Source organism: Enterobacter cloacae complex sp. HYC074_NIDB, assembly GCF_056673345.1.
In genome coordinates this window covers 3,820,086-3,837,368 of sequence record NZ_CP114214.1, presented here as the reverse complement: position 1 = coordinate 3,837,368, position 17,283 = coordinate 3,820,086, and the positions used below count along the sequence as shown (strand labels likewise).

Sequence of the window (17,283 nt, the reverse complement as noted above, 5' to 3'; positions counted from 1 at the left end):
CGGATGAGCATAAAACAGATAACTATACCGCAGGATTTTATGCTGGGCGCGGCGGCATCGGCCTGGCAGACCGAGGGCTGGAGCGGCAAAAAGCCAGGGCAGGATTCGTGGATCGATCTCTGGTTCAAGAACGATCGTCACGTCTGGCACAACGGCTATGGCCCGGCGGTGGCAACCGACTTTATTAATCGCTTCCGTGAAGATGTGGCGCTGATGAAGCAGGCGGGCCTGACGCACTATCGCACCTCGATCAACTGGTCGCGCTTTTTAACCGACTATGAAAATGCGACGGTAGATGAAGAGTACGCCGCCTATTACGACGCGCTGTTCGATGAAATGCACCGTCAGGGCATTGAGCCGATGATCTGCCTGGAACACTACGAATTGCCGGGCGTGCTGCTGGAAACCTATGGCGGCTGGGCGTCGAAGCACGTCGTCGAGCTGTTCGTTCGCTATGCGGAAAAAGTGTTTGAGCGCTTTCACGGCAAAGTCACCCGCTGGTTTACCTTCAACGAGCCGATTGTGGTCCAGACGCGCGTCTACCTTGACGCACTGCGCTGGCCCTATGAGCAGAACACCAGCACCTGGATGCAGTGGAACCACCATAAAGTGCTGGCGACGGCGAAAGTGGTGAAGCTGTTTCGCGAGAAAGGGTATGACGGCTCAGTGGGTTGTATTCTTAACCCGGAAGTGACCTATCCACGCTCGCGCGCACCGCATGACGTGCGAGCGGCAGAGATGTACGATCTGTTCTACAACCGCGTCTTTCTCGACCCACTGGTGCACGGGCGCTATCCGCAGGCGCTCTTTACCCTGCTGGCGCAGCATCAGGTGCAGTGGGACTACACGGCTGACGAGCTGGCGCTGATTGCCGACAACACAGTCGACGAGCTGGGCATTAACCTCTATTACCCGCATCGCGTCAAAGCCCCGTCCCGCGCCTGGCACCCGGAGACGCCGTTCCACCCGGCGTATTACTACGAGCCGTTCGAGCTGCCGGGGCGGAGGATGAACACCTCCCGCGGCTGGGAGATCTTCCCGCGCATTATTTACGACATGGCGATGCGGATTAAAAACGACTATCGCAACATTGACTGGTTTGTAGCGGAAAGCGGGATGGGTGTGGAGAACGAAGCGCAGTTTCGCAATCGCGACGGCATTATCGATGACGCGTACCGCATCGCGTTTATCAGCGAACATCTCTACTACACGCTGCTGGCGCGGGAGGCGGGGGCAAACTGTCACGGCTATATGCTGTGGGCCTTCACCGACAATGTCTCGCCGATGAACGCGTTTAAAAACCGCTACGGGCTGATTGAGATCGACCTTGAAAATCAACGCACACGGCGGGCAAAGAAATCGGCGTCCTGGTTCCGCCAGCTGCGCGATGAGCGTGTGCTGACGCTCAGTGTTGACGATGAATGGAAGTAAGCCTTCTGGTAAAATAGTGCACAAACTGGCCGGGAGGACGTCCGGCCCGCGCATTAACTGAAAAACACAGGTGAAAACGTGGATAAGGCTGTCATCCTGCCGGAAAAAAAACAGTACCAGGAGATTGGCGAGGATTTACGGGCGCAGATTATCCAGGGGCATTATCCCGTGGGATCGCGTCTGCCGCCGGAGCGCAACATCGCCGAGACGTATGGCGTGAGCCGCACTATTGTGCGCGAGGCGCTGCTGATGCTTGAGCTTCAGGGGACGGTGGATATTCGCCAGGGGTCTGGCGTGTACGTGATGCGCATTCCGGAGGAGCATGAAAACGAGGAAGAGCGTTTTCTGAACAGTGACGTGGGGCCGTTTGAAATTCTCCAGGCGCGTCAGCTGCTTGAAAGCAACATTGCCGCCTTTGCCGCAAAAATGGCGACGCGGGCGGATATCGACAACCTGCGCCGCATCATCGAGCAGGAGCAACGGGCGATTGCCGCCGACGATCGCAGCCAGGACAACAACAAAATGTTCCACCTTGTACTGGCGGGGGCCACACAAAACCAGATGCTGCTGGCGACCGTTGAAAGCGTCTGGCATCACATGGACAGCAGCCCACTGTGGCAGCAATTCAACGGCCACATCGCCAGCCGCGCATGGCGGCTGAAATGGCTCGGCGACAGGCAAACCATTCTCGCTGCGCTCCGCCGCCGCGACGTGATGGGGGCGTGGCAGGCTATGTTCCAGCATCTTGAAAACGTCAAAAAGAGCCTGCTTGAGCTGTCAGACGAAGACGCACCCGATTTCGACGGCTACCTCTTCGAATCGGTCCCTCTTTTCCAGGGGAAGCTGGTGTGAATATACTGCCGCTTCACGCTGCGCCGCAGTTTACACAGCAGGTGATCGACTGGATCTGGAACGCGTTTGGTGAAGGTATGCCGCGTGCCTTTTTCCAGAGCATTGTCGAGCACAGCCTGACGCCGGGCGAGTTACCGCTCACCTTTATTGCCGTTGAGGATGACCAGCTGCTGGGCACCGTTGGGCTGTGGCGTTGCGATTTAATTTCCCGGCAGGATCTCCACCCCTGGCTGGCTGCGCTGTATGTCGATGAAGCCGCCCGGGGAAACGGGCTGGCGGGAAAACTTCAGCAGCATGTTATCGGCTACGCGCGACGCGCCGGGTATCACGAGCTTCATCTCTGGTCTGCCTGCCGCGACTTCTACGAACGTTACGGCTGGCACTACATCGGCGATGCGCTGGAATACCCGGATAAAACCGTCCATCTCTATCGCTGTTCGCTCACGGCTTCCGCGGGCGATACCACCGAGTGACGGCGCACTAAGGTTGGGCTGAACAGGTGGGTAATTTCCGGCGGCGGGCGATGCTCGGCCAGCGCTAACGCCAGTTCTGCCGCCTGCGTTGCCATGGTTACAATCGGGTAACGCACGGTGGTCAGGCGAGGGCGCACGTAGCGCGACACCAGCACATCATCAAAGCCAATCAGCGAAATTTCTGCCGGCACGTCAATCCCGTTATCGTTTAACACGCCCATTGCGCCTGCGGCCATGGAGTCGTTATAGCTGGCCACGGCGGTGAAATTCCGCCCGCGTCCCAGCAGCTCGGTCATCGCCTGCTCGCCGCCACTCTCATCCGGTTCTCCGTACGCCACAAGGCGATCGTTGCAGGGCAGGCCGGCTTCGCGCAGCGCGTCGTAATAGCCCTGAAGGCGATCTTCCGCATCGGAAATTGGGTGGTTGGAGCACAGATAACCAATTCGGGTATGGCCCTGCTGGATCAGGTGACGGGTTGCGAGCCATGCGCCGTAACGGTCGTCGAGCGCCACGCAGCGGGTTTCAAAACCGGGAATAATACGGTTGATAATCACCATCCCCGGCATCTGTTTCATCAGATGGATCAGCTCGGCGTCGGGGATCATTTTGGCATGGACCACCAGTGCCGCACAGCGATGACGGATCAGCTGCTCAATGGCCTGGCGCTCTTTCTGTTCATTGTGGTAGCCATTACCAATCAGCAGGAAATTTCCGGTGTGATAAGAGACTTGTTCTACGGCTTTGACCATCGCACCGAAAAACGGATCGGATACATCCCCGACCACCAGCCCGATGGTTTCTGTCGACTGCTGGGCAAGGGCGCGCGCGTTGGCGTTAGGGTGATAATTCAGGTTTTCCATGGCGTCCTGCACGGCCTGTCGCGATGCATCACTCGCTTTAGGGGAGTTGTTAATTACGCGGGAGACGGTCGCGACGGAAACACCGGCCAGACGAGCCACATCCTTAATTGTCGCCATTCAATACCTTCTTATAGGGGTAAGCGTTTACACACTAACTAGTGTTGCGGAAAAGCGGCGCGCATTCAAGGGGAGCGGGTGAGCGTCCTCTGCAAACGTGAAGCAGAACATCCCTCGCGGTGTAATCGTTACACGGCCAGTCATGTCTGAATAATGGTAATCTGAACCTTTAGTTACACTTTGCCTCAGGCTGTTGCGATTGTCCGTTAGCAACGATGCGTTATGAATTGCTAGAGTCGAGATCCCAGAGGTATTGATAGGTGGAATCAACTTCGGTTGATTAACACGATTTACACCAACCTGCGTTTTACGCAGGTTTTTTTTTGCCTGTAAGTTCAACCTGTAACAGCAAAAGAGAATATTCACACCTGGTTGCACTTCGGCTCATTCCCTTGCGTTTTCCCGCTGGCGAAGCCTGTCGCCGGAGGCCACAATCAAGATCCCAGAGGTATTGATTGGTGAGAATTCCTGGTACGTTTTCGTACTCTTCTCTTGCACCAACCTGCGCGGATGCGCAGGTTTTTTTTCGCCTCTGTTTTTGCTATCGCTCCCTCACTACTTCTCGTGTAATCTGCCACCATTTATACCTTTCACACTGGCTGGCAAAGGGAGTTGAAATGCTTTTTGGGTTCTTCCGCACACTGTTTCGTGTCCTGTTTCGCATCCGCGTGACTGGCGATACGCAGGCACTCTATGGCGAGCGTGTTCTTATCACACCGAATCACGTCTCTTTTCTTGATGGCGTATTGCTGGCGCTGTTTTTGCCCGTGCGGCCCGTCTTCGCGGTGTACAGCTCCATCAGTGAAAAATGGTACATGCGCTGGCTCAAACCGCTGATTGATTTTGTCCCGCTCGATCCAACCAAACCGATGATGATTAAACATCTGGTGCGTCTGATTGGGCAGGGGCGTCCGGTGGTTATCTTCCCGGAAGGGCGGATTTCAGTGACGGGCTCCCTGATGAAAATTTACGATGGGGCCGGTTTTGTCGCGGCGAAGTCTCAGGCCACCGTCGTGCCGCTACGCATCGACGGGGCTGAGCTGACCTTTTTCAGTCGTCTGAAAGGGCTGGTGAAGCAGCGTCTGTTCCCGAAAATTACGCTGCATATATTACCGCCGACGTCACTGCCGATGCCCGAGGCGCCGCGTGCGCGCGACCGCCGTAAAATCGCCGGGGAAATGCTGCACCAGATTATGATGGAAGCGCGCATGGCCGTTCGCCCGCGCGAGACGCTGTATGAATCGTTGCTGTCGGCCCAGTATCGCTACGGTGCGAAGAAAAACTGCATTGAAGACATCAACTTTACGCCGGATACCTACCGTAAGCTGTTGACCAAAACGCTGTTTGTCGGGCGTATCCTGGAAAAATACAGCAAACAGGGTGAAAAGATCGGCCTGATGCTGCCAAACGCGGGTATCAGCGCGGCGGTGATCTTTGGTGCCGTCTCCCGGGGCCGCATTCCGGCGATGATGAACTACACGGCGGGCGTGAAAGGGCTCTCCAGCGCGATTACCGCGGCGCAAATCAACACCGTCTTTACCTCCCGCCAGTTCCTGGATAAAGGCAAGCTGTGGCACCTGCCGGAACAGCTGACGCAGGTGCGCTGGGTGTTCCTGGAAGATCTGAAAGCAGACGTCACGACCGCCGACAAGCTGTGGATTTTCGCGCACCTGCTGATGCCGCGTCTGGCGCAGGTTAAGCAGCAGCCGGAGGATGATGCCATTATCCTCTTTACCTCCGGCTCTGAAGGCAACCCGAAAGGTGTGGTTCACAGTCACAAAAGCATTCTGGCGAACGTCGAACAGATTAAAACCATTGCTGACTTTACCGCCAACGATCGCTTTATGTCGGCGCTGCCGCTGTTCCACTCATTTGGTCTGACCGTGGGGCTCTTTACGCCGCTGCTGACCGGTGCCGAGGTGTTCCTCTACCCAAGCCCGCTGCACTACCGCATTGTGCCGGAACTGGTTTATGACCGTAACTGCACGGTGCTGTTCGGGACGTCCACCTTCCTCGGAAACTACGCGCGCTTCGCCAACCCGTATGATTTCTTCCGCGTGCGCTACGTGGTGGCGGGGGCGGAAAAACTCCAGGACAGCACGCGCCAAATCTGGCAGGACAAGTTTGGCCTGCGCATTCTGGAAGGCTATGGCGTGACGGAGTGCGCGCCGGTGGTCTCCATCAACGTTCCGATGGCGGCAAAACCCGGAACGGTTGGCCGCATTCTGCCGGGGCTGGACGCGCGTCTGCTGGCGGTGCCGGGTATTGAAGACGGCGGACGTCTTCAGCTGAAAGGGCCGAACGTCATGAACGGCTATTTGCGTGTGGAAAACCCGGGGGTGCTTGAGGCGCCGACGGCTGAGAACGTCAATGGCGAGGTTGAAACGGGCTGGTACGACACGGGCGATATCGTGCGCTTCGACGATCAGGGCTTCGTGCAGATCCAGGGACGCGCAAAACGCTTCGCCAAAATCGCCGGGGAAATGGTCTCTCTTGAAATGGTCGAGACGCTGGCGACCGCAGTCTCAGCAGAGAAAATGCATGCGACCGTGGTGAAAAGTGATGCCAGTAAAGGCGAGGCGCTGGTGCTCTTCACGACAGACGGTGAACTGAAGCGTGACGCGCTGCTCAGGTATGCACGCGAACACGGTATCCCCGAGCTGGCGGTCCCCCGCGATATTCGTTACCTCAAACAGTTACCGGTGCTGGGCAGCGGTAAACCCGATTTCGTGACCCTGAAGGGCATGGTTGAAGAGGCGGAACAGCAAAATGCGTGAGTCAGTGCACACTAACACTTCAATCTGGTCGAAAGGCATGATGGCGGTTATCGCCGCCCAGTTTCTTTCCGCGTTCGGCGATAACGCGTTGCTGTTTGCCACGCTGGCGTTGCTGAAAGCTGAGTTTTATCCCGACTGGAGCCAGCCGATCCTACAGATGGTGTTTGTGGGTGCTTACATCGTATTTGCGCCGTTTGTCGGCCAGGTGGCGGACAGCTTCCCGAAAGGTCGGGTCATGATGTTTGCCAACAGCCTTAAGCTTCTGGGCGCGGCAAGTATCTGCTTTGGTATCAATCCTTTCGTCGGCTACACGCTGGTGGGCATTGGTGCGGCAGCCTACTCCCCGGCGAAGTACGGCATTCTGGGTGAGCTCACCACCGGTGATAAGCTGGTGAAGGCCAACGGCCTGATGGAGTCCTCCACCATTGCGGCTATTCTGCTGGGTTCGGTGGCGGGTGGCGTACTGGCAGACTGGCATGTGCTCGCCGCGCTTGGCATCTGCGCCCTGATGTACGGTGGCGCGGTGATCGCCAACCTGTTTATCCCCAAACTGGCCGTGGCGCGTCCGGGGCAATCCTGGCGCTTCGGGCCCATGACCGGCAGCTTCTTCAACGCCTGCCGCGTACTGTGGCGTAACGGTGAAACACGCTTCTCGCTGATGGGCACCAGCATGTTCTGGGGGGCCGGCGTTACGCTGCGTTTCCTGCTGGTGCTATGGGTGCCGGTGGCGCTGGGCATTACTGACAACGCCACGCCGACTTACCTGAATGCCATGGTCGCCGTCGGGATTGTGGTCGGGGCCGGGGCTGCGGCAAAACTGGTGACGCTGGAAACCGTCGCGCGCTGCATGCCTGCGGGGATCCTGATTGGCGTCGGCGTTCTGTTCTTCTCCCTGCAACATGCCCTATTGCCTGCCTATGCCCTGCTGTTGCTGATCGGCATGTTAGGCGGTTTCTTTGTGGTGCCGCTAAACGCGCTGTTGCAGGAGCGCGGCAAGCAGACCGTTGGGGCGGGTAACGCCATTGCGGTGCAAAACCTTGGTGAAAACATGGCGATGTTGCTGATGCTGGGGATTTACTCGCTGGCGGTAAAAGCAGGTGCGCCGGTCGTGGCAATCGGGGTAGGATTCGGCGCGCTGTTCGCGCTGGCGATTAGCGGGCTGTGGGTCTGGCAGCGTCGTCGTTGAATTGTGCTGCCTGATGCCCTCACCCCGGCCCTCTCCCACAGAGAGAGGGTGAAAACCCTAAAAACGGCAACGTGCGTTGCCGTTTTGCTTTTATTACGGTGCCGGGTAGGTATAAACCTGATGCACCGCTTCTATCTCCGCTAATACCTCTTCACTCAGGTTCAGATTGAAACTCTCAATATTGGTTTTCAACTGATCCATCGTCGTCGCGCCGAGCAGGGTACTCGCCACAAACGGCTGACGACGCACGAAGGCCAGCGCCATCTGCGCCGGATCGAGTCCGTGGCGTTTCGCGATATCCACGTAGGCCGCAACGGCTTTTTGCGTCTGCTCGCCGCTATAGCGGGTGAAGCGGCTGAAAAGCGTGTTACGCGCGCCAGCCGGTTTCGCGCCGTTCAGGTATTTGCCCGTCAGGGTACCGAAGCCCAGACAGGAGTAGGCGAGCAGCTCCACCTCTTCGTACTGCGTCACCTCCGCCAGACCCACTTCATAACTGCGGTTCAGCAGGCTGTACGGGTTCTGAATGGTCACGATGCGCGGCAGATCGTGTTTATCGGCCAGATGCAGATAGCGCATCACGCCAAACGCCGTCTCGTTGGAAACGCCGATGTAGCGGATCTTACCCGCCCGCTGGCACTCCGTGAGCGCTTCCAGCGTTTCCAGCAGGGTAACGGCCGGAGCACTTTCGTTCCAGGTGTAGCCAAGCTTACCGAAGCAGTTCGTCGGACGCTGCGGCCAGTGCACCTGATAAAGATCGAGATAGTCGGTTTGCAGGCGCTTGAGGCTTGCATCCAGCGCCGCACGGATATTCTTGCGATCGAGGATCTGATTAGGGCGGATCCCGGCATCGTTATTACGGGAAGGTCCGCTGACTTTGGAGGCGATGACCAGCTTTTCGCGATTGCCGCGTTTCGCCAGCCAGTTGCCGACATACGTTTCAGTAAGACCTTGTGTTTCCGGGCGGGGAGGAACGGGGTACATCTCCGCCACGTCAATCAGGTTAATGCCCTGGCTGACGGCGTAATCGAGTTGTGCATGGGCATCGGCTTCGCTGTTTTGTTCACCAAATGTCATGGTGCCCAACCCCAGTTGGCTGATCTCCAGAGCGCTGTGGGGGATACGATGATAATGCATAGCCGGTTTCCTTTTTTAGACATACAGACTGCGTCAGGAACCTCCCGACAAAGGAATATAAACATGGCAGAGGGAAGGCAAAAGGGGAAGGAAAAAATCAAAAAGGCCAGCAAGCTACTGACCTTTATCTGTTTAGCGCTCGATGATCTGGGAGACTTCGTCGCGATTAATCTGCATTTGATTGCCTTCGCGATCGCGGTAACTCACCAGACCGGTATCGTCGTCGACTTCGGGTTTGCCATCGGTCAGGATCATACGACCATCTTTCGTTGACATGACATAGTCGCTGCTACAACCCGATACCGCAAACGCTAAACCGACTGCTGAGATAATTACTGCCCATTTTTTCATCGTTCTCATCCTCACCTGGCTCGTATCAAATCATAGTGTAGTAATAACCTGATATTACGACAGGTGAAAGGGGGGAAATCTTAAAAAGGAGGAGATTATGTTAGCCGGAGCGCAAAATTAGTAAAAAACTATGTTTTCAATAGGAAGTGGCGTGCCAGCAGTGCCCCGGTGAAATTCTTTTTAAGATAGAAACCGCGCGGCAGCGTCAGGATCGGTTCGCCCTGTGCGCCTACCGCTTCAGTGAGCGCTTTGCTATTGGCGGCTTTAGGACGAAGTTGCAGCACTTCGCCATGCCGGGCGGTGATCCGCTCAACCTGTCCCAGCACAATCATGTCCATCAGCTCTTCCCAGTCCTGGGAAAGCAGTCTCTCCTCTTCATCATTCGGACTCCAGAGCAGCGGGGCGCCAACGCGACGCTCTGCCAGCGGGATCTGCCTGTCGCCCTCAACGGGTACCCACAACACCCGCTTCAGCTTATGCCTGACGTGGCTGGTTTCCCAGGTCACTCCGCTGTTACCCGTGAGCGGCGCAACGCAGACAAAGGTGGTTTCCAGCGGCCGCCCCTGGCTATCGATGGGGATCGTCTTCAGTTCCACCCCCAGCGCCGCAAAATCTTGCTCGGGTTTACTGCCCGCGCTTGCGCCCAGCCAGCGTTCCAGCAACACGCCGATCCAGCCTTTATCACGCTTCAGATCGTTGGGTATCGTCAACCCCGCCATCACGGCCAGCTCGCCCAGTGAATAGCCTGCCAGACGTTGCGCCTGCTGGAGCAACTGGGCTTCACTGACGGGAGGGGAGAGCAGTGGGGCGAGAGAATGCATACTAACAACCTTTTGATTAAAAAATGAGCTGATATTTTATCCCTTGTGGACAGAGTTTACCTTTTTCTGAGTGAATATCCCATGCGTATGATTTATTTCATCTTTTTTAGACTATAGCCCGTCGCGCCGCGGCTAAAAAACAGGTTGTGCAATTCTGGTCACTGACAATAAACAGGATCTTACACCATGTTATCCACAGAAAAATGGGATAACTGGGAATAACTGCCACTACTGTTTCAATTTACAGCCTTGACGTGCGATGAAAATCGAATTTTCACACAAATTGTGCCTAACTTATTGGCACAATCTGTGGATAAAACCGACGCTGTTCGATCTTTCATCAGCAGGAGGAACTTTGATGTGACGATCGTCACGTTAATCGCCTCTGGCACCCTTAATTCCAATCTAATATTATGAATTTAAATGATTTATTATTGGCAGGGTAAATTGGCGTTTCGTCGGGTTACAAGGTTGTTCATCGGTAATTCTGCACTTCTTCACAACTATATCCACAGAAAAGGTGAATAAAAATGGTCTCTGTCGCCCGCATCTGTTTATAACTCCTCACTAAATTGTGAGTTATTCAAATGTTATTAGGTTGCAGGCCTGTAAGAGAGTGGTTTACCGCCTCCCTGTAGTGTGAAACAATCATTCATATATCAGATTTAGTTTGGGGTAGTCCGGTGATTGATGACGATGGCTACCGCCCAAACGTAGGAATAGTAATTTGTAATCGTCAGGGCCAGGTGATGTGGGCCCGGCGATATGGTCAGCACTCCTGGCAGTTCCCGCAAGGCGGGATCAATCCTGGAGAGTCCCCAGAACAAGCGATGTACCGGGAGCTGTTTGAAGAGGTTGGTTTAAGCCGAAAAGATGTTCGTATTCTGGCTTCGACCCGCAACTGGTTGCGTTACAAGTTACCGAAACGTTTGGTGCGTTGGGACACAAAGCCGGTTTGTATCGGCCAGAAACAGAAGTGGTTTCTTTTGCAGTTGGTGGGCAACGATTCAGATATCAATATGCAAACCAGCAGCACGCCAGAGTTTGATGGCTGGCGCTGGGTAAGCTACTGGTATCCGGTTCGTCAGGTCGTGTCATTTAAGCGCGATGTATATCGTAGGGTGATGAAAGAGTTCGCAAGTGTCGTGATGCAGCTTCAGGAGACGCCTCCGAAGCCACAGAGCGCACCTGCCTGGCGACGTAAAAGAGGTTAAGCTACGCAAATCATGCTCACCCGCTTGCGAGAAATAGTTGAAAAGGTTGCCAGTGCGCCTCGCCTCAACGAGGCGCTGAATATTCTGGTGACGGACATCTGTCTTGCGATGGAAACCGAGGTCTGTTCGGTCTACCTGGCCGATCATGACCGACGTTGCTACTACCTGATGGCAACCCGCGGTTTAAAAAAACCACGGGGACGTACCGTCACGCTCGCGTTTGATGAAGGTATTGTTGGCCTGGTCGGGCGACTGGCGGAGCCAATCAACCTTGCCGATGCGCAAAAACACCCCAGCTTCAAATATATCCCTTCCGTCAAAGAGGAGCGGTTCCGCGCTTTCCTTGGCGTGCCGATTATTCAGCGCCGCCAACTGCTTGGCGTGCTTGTTGTCCAGCAACGAGAGTTGCGGCAGTACGACGAAAGCGAGGAGTCTTTCCTCGTCACGCTGGCAACGCAGATGGCTGCTATCCTCTCCCAGTCTCAGCTGGCAGCCCTTTTTGGGCAGTATCGTCATACCCGCATCCGCGCGCTTCCGGCCTCGCCGGGCGTCGCGATTGCCGAAGGCTGGATGGATGCCACGCTCCCGCTGATGGAGCAGGTCTACGAAGCCTCGACGCTGGATGAAGCGCTTGAGCGCGAACGGCTTACCGCTGCGCTGGAAGAGGCGGCGAATGAGTTTCGTCGCTACAGCAAACGCTTTGCCGCTGGCGCGCAAAAAGAGACGGCGGCTATTTTCGATCTCTACTCACACCTGCTTTCCGATGCGCGTTTGCGTCGTGAGTTATTTGCCGAGGTCGATAAAGGGTCGGTGGCAGAATGGGCGGTTAAAAAGGTCATTGAAAAATTTGCTGAGCAGTTTGCGGTGCTGACTGACGGTTATCTGAAAGAGCGCGCCGGCGATTTACGCGCGCTTGGGCAACGTCTGCTGTTCCACCTCGATGATACTATTCAGGGGGCGAACGCCTGGCCGAACCGGTTTGTGCTGGTGGCCGATGAACTCTCAGCGACGACGCTGGCTGAATTACCGCAGGACAGGCTGGCGGGCGTGGTGGTGCGCGATGGCGCTGCTAACTCCCATGCCGCCATTATGGTGCGCGCGCTCGGTATTCCGACCGTGATGGGGGCGGATATTCAGCCCTCCGTACTGCATCGCCGTACGCTGGTGGTGGACGGATATCGTGGTGAGTTGCTGGTGGATCCTGAACCGGTTCTCCTTCAGGAGTACCAGCGTCTTATCAGCGAAGAGAATGAATTAAGCAAGCTGGCGGAAGATGACGTCAACCTGCCCGCGCAGCTCAAGAGCGGTGAGCGGGTGAAGGTGATGCTCAACGCTGGCTTAAGCCCCGAGCATGAAGAGAAGCTCGGCAGCCGCATCGATGGCATCGGCCTCTACCGCACTGAAATACCGTTTATGCTGCAAAGCGGCTTCCCGTCAGAAGAGGAGCAGGTGGCGCAGTATCAGGGCATGTTGCAGATGTTTAATGACAAACCCGTCACGTTGCGCACCCTGGACGTCGGCGCGGATAAGCAACTGCCCTATATGCCCATCAGTGAAGAGAATCCCTGCCTCGGCTGGCGTGGGATCCGCATAACCCTCGATCAGCCGGAAATCTTCCTTATCCAGGTTCGTGCCATGCTGCGTGCCAACGCGGCCACGGGGAATCTCAGCATTTTGCTGCCGATGGTCACCAGTATTGACGAGATCGACGAAGCGCGGCGGTTGATAGAACGTGCAGGGCGCGAAGTGGAAGAGATGATCGGCTATGCGATCCCTAAACCCCGTATCGGCGTGATGCTTGAAGTGCCTTCAATGGTCTTTATGTTGCCGCAGCTGGCGACCCGCGTTGATTTTATCTCCGTTGGTACCAACGACTTAACGCAATACATTCTGGCAGTCGATCGCAACAATACGCGTGTTGCCAGCATCTACGATAGCCTGCATCCGGCGATGCTTCGTGCCCTGGCGATGATCGCCCGCGAAGCCGAGCAGCATAATATCGACCTGCGCCTGTGCGGTGAAATGGCCGGCGATCCGATGTGCGTGGCGATCCTGATTGGTCTCGGTTTCCGTCACCTGTCAATGAACGGACGTTCCGTTGCGCGTGTGAAATACCTGTTACGTCACATCGAACAAGATGAGGCGCGCGAACTGGCCGCGCGTAGCCTGGAAGCACAGCTGGCAGCCGAAGTGCGCCATCAGGTGGCTGCGTTTATGGAGCGACGCGGCATGGGCGGTTTGATCCGCGGTGGCCGCTGATCCCCACAAAATAATGACTGCTCAGACGACCCCTCTCCCTTGAGGGAGAGGGATGGGGTGAGGGAGAACTGCGCGCATGAACCCCTATACACATCTTTTACATCTCAGGCGCATCCTCCGCGCCTGCCTTATGCTATGATTCGCAACTTTGGAGCACCTGCCAACGGCGGGAATGCAATTCACCCGCTGTCCACTTTCAGCGGAATAACAACATCTTGTGGTGACAGATGAACAGTGGTTATCTGCATTTTCCGGAATTCGATCCGGTTATTTTCTCAATAGGACCTGTAGCGCTGCACTGGTACGGTCTGATGTACCTGGTGGGCTTCGTTTTTGCCATGTGGCTTGCTGGCCGTCGCGCCAGTCGTCCGGGCAGTGGATGGACGAAGAACGAAGTGGAAAACCTGCTTTATGCCGGCTTCCTCGGCGTATTCCTGGGAGGTCGCATCGGTTATGTCCTGTTCTATAATTTCCCGGTATTCCTGAACGACCCGCTCTATCTGTTCCGCGTCTGGGACGGCGGTATGTCCTTCCACGGCGGACTGATTGGTGTGATCCTCGTGATGGTGATCTTCGCCAGACGCACCAAACGCAACTTCTTCCAGGTGGCTGATTTTATTGCGCCGTTAATCCCGTTTGGGCTGGGCGCAGGGCGTCTGGGCAATTTCATCAACGGTGAGCTGTGGGGGCGTGTCGATCCGAGCGTGCCGTTTACCATGCTGTTCCCGGGCTCCCGCGCAGAGGATATCGCGCTGCTGCCTTCGCATCCTGAGTGGCAGCCCATTTTCGATACCTACGGCGTCCTGCCGCGCCATATGTCACAGCTCTATGAGCTGGCGCTGGAAGGCGTGGTGCTATTCATCATCCTGAATCTTTATATCCGCAAACCGCGTCCAATGGGGGCTGTCTCCGGTCTGTTCCTGATTGGCTACGGCGCGTTTCGTATCATCGTCGAGTTCTTCCGCCAGCCGGATGCGCAGTTTACCGGTGAATGGGTACAGTACATCAGCATGGGGCAGATCCTCTCCATCCCGATGATTGTCGCGGGTGCCATTATGATGATTTGGGCGTATCGTCGTCGTCCACAGCAACAACTTTCCTGAGGAATCATGAAACAGTATCTTGAATTGATGAAAAAAGTGCTCGACGAGGGCACGCCGAAAAACGACCGCACCGGCACCGGTACGCTCTCCATTTTTGGCCACCAGATGCGCTTCAATCTGCAAGAAGGCTTTCCTCTGGTGACAACGAAGCGCTGCCATCTGCGCTCGATCATTCATGAACTGCTCTGGTTCCTGCAAGGCGATACCAACGTTGCTTATCTACATGAAAACAATGTCTCCATCTGGGACGAGTGGGCAGATGAGAACGGCGACCTGGGTCCGGTCTACGGCAAGCAATGGCGCGCGTGGCCTACCCCGGACGGCCGCCATATCGACCAGATCACGACCGTCATAAACCAGCTGAAAAATGATCCGGACTCGCGCCGTATCATTGTCTCTGCCTGGAACGTGGGTGAACTGGATAAAATGGCGCTGGCGCCTTGCCACGCGTTTTTCCAGTTTTACGTGGCGGACGGCAAGCTCTCCTGCCAGCTCTATCAACGCTCCTGCGACGTGTTCCTCGGCCTGCCGTTTAACATCGCCAGCTACGCGCTGTTGGTGCACATGATGGCGCAGCAGTGCGATCTTGAAGTGGGCGATTTTGTCTGGACGGGCGGTGATACCCACCTCTACAGCAATCATATGGAACAGACGCATCTCCAGCTGACGCGCGAACCGCGTGCATTGCCGAAGCTGGTGATCAAACGTAAACCGGACTCGATCTTCGATTACCGTTTTGATGATTTCGAGATTGAGGGTTACGACCCGCATCCCGGCATTAAAGCTCCTGTCGCCATCTGATACGGCAAATCCTGACACAACCGGTGCTCTTTAGCGCCGGTTTTTTTTCACGCCCGTTTTGTTTTTCGAACCTGTTTCCAGAGATGATGCAACGCGTTGCAACGGGTGAAAATCTCCTGAAAGCGGCTCGTAAAGTTCTGGTTTGACGCTCGCACCGTTTCTGCTATTCCTCCACACTCCCGCCATGAAAAACGAACAAGGCTTTACGCTTATCGAAACCCTTATCGCCGTTTCGCTGGCAGTGATCCTCAGCGCCACAGGACTCTATGGCTGGGACAGCTGGCAGCAGCGGCAGCGGCTTTGGCAAACCGCCTGCCAGGTGCGGGATTACCTGGTGTTTTTGCGCAATGACGCCAACCGTCACAACAGCGAGCACAGGATCGCGCTGTATAACGACGGTGAAAAGAACTGTCTGGCCAGTTCAGCGGTGACCGGTTGTGACAGCGGCGGACCGTTCGTGATGAAGCCGATGTGGCCAGGGGTCACGATAAGCGACATAACACCTGCGCTGGGATTTTACGGTTTAAGAGATACCGCGTGGGCCGGACATATCCGGGTGCAGAGCCGCGCTGGTGGGTGGTGGGTTATTGTCTCAAATGGCGGACGTATCAGGCTGTGTAATGCCGCAGGAGAAGGTGCATGCCAGTAAATCGAAAAGGGTTTTCCCTGCTGGAAGTGCTGATTACGATGACGATAAGCAGCATTCTGTTACTCAGCACGTCACGTTTTTTACCGGGGCTACAGCGGGGGTTTTACTGCAATCCGGGCAGCAGGAGCTGGAGGATGAGGTCTGGCAACGTCTGTTCGCGGTCGGTAAACAGTTTCAGAGAGCAGGATACTGTGCAGGGCATTGCCAGGGACAGGGGATGATCATCGGCAGGCAAGGACGATGTGCGATTGTGCAATGGGATGCGAACAGCAACGGCCAGTGGGATAGCACCGCGTCAGAAAACGACAGTACGGGATTCCGGCTTGAGTCCGGATCGCTTGAAACGCTGCGGGGCGCCACATCCTGTGACGGTAAGGGATGGGATAAGCTCACCGACCCGGATCGGGTCCTGATAGAGCAATTTATGGTCACTAAAACCGATCGTGCTGGCTTTGCGCCGGTCATCAGTATCGAGCTGCGTGCCCGCCGTAAAGGTGAACTGACCGCCCCCTTTTCGGCTCGCCATACCGTAACGGGGTTTAATCTGTGAATCGTCAGCGGGGCATGTCATCGCTGGCGCTGGTCCTGCTATTGCTGGTGCTCGGCACGCTGATCCTCACCGGATTAAATCAGCAGTTGCAAACCTTTAGCACGCTGGTAAGTGGCGAGAGTTTGTCTGTTCGCCAGCAGGCTGCCGTGCAATCTGCACTGGAGTGGGGGCGCGTTCAGGAATGGGCTTTACAGCCAGAGGTTCAGTGCAAACAGACACAGCGTTTGCGGGTCTGTGTAAGGTTGTTTGGGGAGCGTGTTTTGCTTATTGCCGGCAATGACGATCTGTTGCTATGGCAAGGCGGGGACATCGCGGAAGGGCAGATACGCTTTTCCGCCCACGGCTGGAGTGATTTCTGCCCCCTTAAGGAAAGTACGCTATGTCAGTTACCCTGAGCAGACAAAAAGGATTTAGCATGGTGGAGGTTTTGCTGGCAATGATGTTGCTGGTTGTGGTTGTGACGGCGTTATCCGGATATCATCGCGCGCTGGCAGCCCGGTATGCGGCGCTTAGCCAGTATCGTCAGCTATGGCATCATGCGTGGAATCAATCGCAGATCTCAACATTAACGCTCCCGCCGGGCTGGCAGGTCAGTCGGGGGCAGACAACACAGTCCGGATGTGTCAGCATCACGGTCACACTTATTTCTCCTATGGGGCGGCAGGGCGCGTTAACGCGTCTGCACTGCCCGGTTAGCCGCTAGTC

The 17,283-nt window shown here is 55.9% G+C and carries 16 protein-coding genes and 1 pseudogene; 13 read left to right on the top strand and 4 right to left on the bottom strand.

Annotated features, from left to right (window positions below; all coding sequences use genetic code 11):
* Window positions 1-3: 3 nt before the first annotated feature.
* From O1724_RS18640 to O1724_RS18630, 3 genes are all read left to right on the top strand, one after another.
* A complete protein-coding gene (locus O1724_RS18640) occupies window positions 4-1,431 on the top strand; it encodes a glycoside hydrolase family 1 protein (protein WP_126296843.1) in 1,428 nt (475 codons plus the stop codon).
* 78 nt (window positions 1,432-1,509) lie between these two features.
* Complete coding sequence (locus O1724_RS18635; RefSeq protein WP_003862809.1) at window positions 1,510-2,283, top strand: GntR family transcriptional regulator; 774 nt, start codon at window positions 1,510-1,512, stop codon at window positions 2,281-2,283.
* The gene (locus O1724_RS18630) at window positions 2,280-2,756 is read left to right on the top strand and encodes a GNAT family N-acetyltransferase (RefSeq protein ID WP_023306858.1); all 477 of its coding nucleotides are present in this window, start codon (window positions 2,280-2,282) and stop codon (window positions 2,754-2,756) included. Before O1724_RS18635 ends, O1724_RS18630 begins: the two co-directional genes overlap by 4 nt.
* On the opposite strand, the gene galR is transcribed toward O1724_RS18630, so the two are convergent.
* Window positions 2,711-3,733, bottom strand: a complete 1,023-nt coding sequence (gene galR, locus O1724_RS18625) for an HTH-type transcriptional regulator GalR (protein ID WP_003862806.1) — start codon at window positions 3,731-3,733, stop codon at window positions 2,711-2,713. The genes O1724_RS18630 and galR overlap by 46 nt on opposite strands.
* Window positions 3,734-4,350: 617 nt before the next feature.
* On the opposite strand from galR, the gene aas reads away from it, so the two are divergent.
* Entirely contained in the window at window positions 4,351-6,510 is a 2,160-nt protein-coding gene (aas, locus tag O1724_RS18620) for a bifunctional acyl-ACP--phospholipid O-acyltransferase/long-chain-fatty-acid--ACP ligase (RefSeq protein ID WP_023314771.1), read from the top strand.
* Window positions 6,503-7,696 carry a lysophospholipid transporter LplT gene (gene lplT / locus O1724_RS18615; protein WP_003862801.1) on the top strand — a complete coding sequence of 398 codons (1,194 nt, stop codon included), beginning with the start codon at window positions 6,503-6,505 and terminating at the stop codon, window positions 7,694-7,696. Before aas ends, lplT begins: the two co-directional genes overlap by 8 nt.
* Window positions 7,697-7,789: 93 nt before the next feature.
* Here the strand turns inward: lplT and O1724_RS18610 are convergent, their stop codons facing one another.
* The 3 genes from O1724_RS18610 to mutH form a co-directional block, all read right to left on the bottom strand.
* On the bottom strand, window positions 7,790-8,830 hold the full coding sequence (locus tag O1724_RS18610; protein WP_003862795.1) for an NADP(H)-dependent aldo-keto reductase: 1,041 nt from the start codon (window positions 8,828-8,830) through the stop codon (window positions 7,790-7,792).
* A gap of 132 nt (window positions 8,831-8,962) precedes the next feature.
* Window positions 8,963-9,181, bottom strand: a complete 219-nt coding sequence (locus tag O1724_RS18605; protein WP_003862794.1) for a YgdI/YgdR family lipoprotein — start codon at window positions 9,179-9,181, stop codon at window positions 8,963-8,965.
* Between the two features lie 128 nt (window positions 9,182-9,309).
* Complete coding sequence (gene mutH / locus O1724_RS18600; RefSeq protein ID WP_003862792.1) at window positions 9,310-10,002, bottom strand: DNA mismatch repair endonuclease MutH; 693 nt, start codon at window positions 10,000-10,002, stop codon at window positions 9,310-9,312.
* A gap of 683 nt (window positions 10,003-10,685) precedes the next feature.
* Between mutH and rppH the strand changes: the two genes are divergently transcribed.
* The 8 genes and pseudogenes from rppH to O1724_RS18560 all read left to right on the top strand — a co-directional run bounded on the left by rppH (window position 10,686) and on the right by O1724_RS18560 (window position 17,281).
* Entirely contained in the window at window positions 10,686-11,216 is a 531-nt protein-coding gene (gene rppH / locus O1724_RS18595; RefSeq protein ID WP_003862791.1) for an RNA pyrophosphohydrolase, read from the top strand.
* Window positions 11,217-11,228: 12 nt separating this feature from the next.
* On the top strand, window positions 11,229-13,475 hold the full coding sequence (gene ptsP / locus O1724_RS18590; RefSeq protein WP_003862789.1) for a phosphoenolpyruvate--protein phosphotransferase: 2,247 nt from the start codon (window positions 11,229-11,231) through the stop codon (window positions 13,473-13,475).
* A gap of 227 nt (window positions 13,476-13,702) precedes the next feature.
* Entirely contained in the window at window positions 13,703-14,578 is an 876-nt protein-coding gene (lgt, locus tag O1724_RS18585; protein WP_032610063.1) for a prolipoprotein diacylglyceryl transferase, read from the top strand.
* Between the two features lie 6 nt (window positions 14,579-14,584).
* Window positions 14,585-15,379, top strand: a complete 795-nt coding sequence (thyA, locus tag O1724_RS18580) for a thymidylate synthase (protein ID WP_003862785.1) — start codon at window positions 14,585-14,587, stop codon at window positions 15,377-15,379.
* A 184-nt stretch (window positions 15,380-15,563) separates the two neighbouring features.
* Window positions 15,564-16,028 (top strand): prepilin peptidase-dependent protein, encoded by a 465-nt coding sequence (locus tag O1724_RS18575; protein WP_003862783.1) that lies wholly within the window; start codon window positions 15,564-15,566, stop codon window positions 16,026-16,028.
* Window positions 16,019-16,578: pseudogene (locus O1724_RS18570) on the top strand (prepilin peptidase-dependent protein). The gene O1724_RS18575 and the pseudogene O1724_RS18570 overlap by 10 nt, the downstream one beginning before the upstream one ends.
* On the top strand, window positions 16,575-16,973 hold the full coding sequence (locus O1724_RS18565; protein ID WP_003862778.1) for a DUF2509 family protein: 399 nt from the start codon (window positions 16,575-16,577) through the stop codon (window positions 16,971-16,973). The pseudogene O1724_RS18570 and the gene O1724_RS18565 overlap by 4 nt, the downstream one beginning before the upstream one ends.
* Window positions 16,958-17,281, top strand: a complete 324-nt coding sequence (locus O1724_RS18560; protein ID WP_003862776.1) for a prepilin-type N-terminal cleavage/methylation domain-containing protein — start codon at window positions 16,958-16,960, stop codon at window positions 17,279-17,281. The genes O1724_RS18565 and O1724_RS18560 overlap by 16 nt, the downstream gene beginning before the upstream one ends.
* The last annotated feature ends 2 nt before the right edge of the window (window positions 17,282-17,283 follow it).

Coding starts and splice junctions, on each gene's coding strand:
- O1724_RS18640 (WP_126296843.1), top strand. CDS start 4: ATGAGCATAAAACAGATAACTATACCGCAGGATTTTATGCTGGGCGCG.
- galR (WP_003862806.1), bottom strand. CDS start 3,733: ATGGCGACAATTAAGGATGTGGCTCGTCTGGCCGGTGTTTCCGTCGCG.
- aas (WP_023314771.1), top strand. CDS start 4,351: ATGCTTTTTGGGTTCTTCCGCACACTGTTTCGTGTCCTGTTTCGCATC.
- lplT (WP_003862801.1), top strand. CDS start 6,503: ATGCGTGAGTCAGTGCACACTAACACTTCAATCTGGTCGAAAGGCATG.
- O1724_RS18610 (WP_003862795.1), bottom strand. CDS start 8,830: ATGCATTATCATCGTATCCCCCACAGCGCTCTGGAGATCAGCCAACTG.
- O1724_RS18605 (WP_003862794.1), bottom strand. CDS start 9,181: ATGAAAAAATGGGCAGTAATTATCTCAGCAGTCGGTTTAGCGTTTGCG.
- mutH (WP_003862792.1), bottom strand. CDS start 10,002: ATGCATTCTCTCGCCCCACTGCTCTCCCCTCCCGTCAGTGAAGCCCAG.
- ptsP (WP_003862789.1), top strand. CDS start 11,229: ATGCTCACCCGCTTGCGAGAAATAGTTGAAAAGGTTGCCAGTGCGCCT.
- lgt (WP_032610063.1), top strand. CDS start 13,703: ATGAACAGTGGTTATCTGCATTTTCCGGAATTCGATCCGGTTATTTTC.
- thyA (WP_003862785.1), top strand. CDS start 14,585: ATGAAACAGTATCTTGAATTGATGAAAAAAGTGCTCGACGAGGGCACG.
- O1724_RS18575 (WP_003862783.1), top strand. CDS start 15,564: ATGAAAAACGAACAAGGCTTTACGCTTATCGAAACCCTTATCGCCGTT.
- O1724_RS18560 (WP_003862776.1), top strand. CDS start 16,958: ATGTCAGTTACCCTGAGCAGACAAAAAGGATTTAGCATGGTGGAGGTT.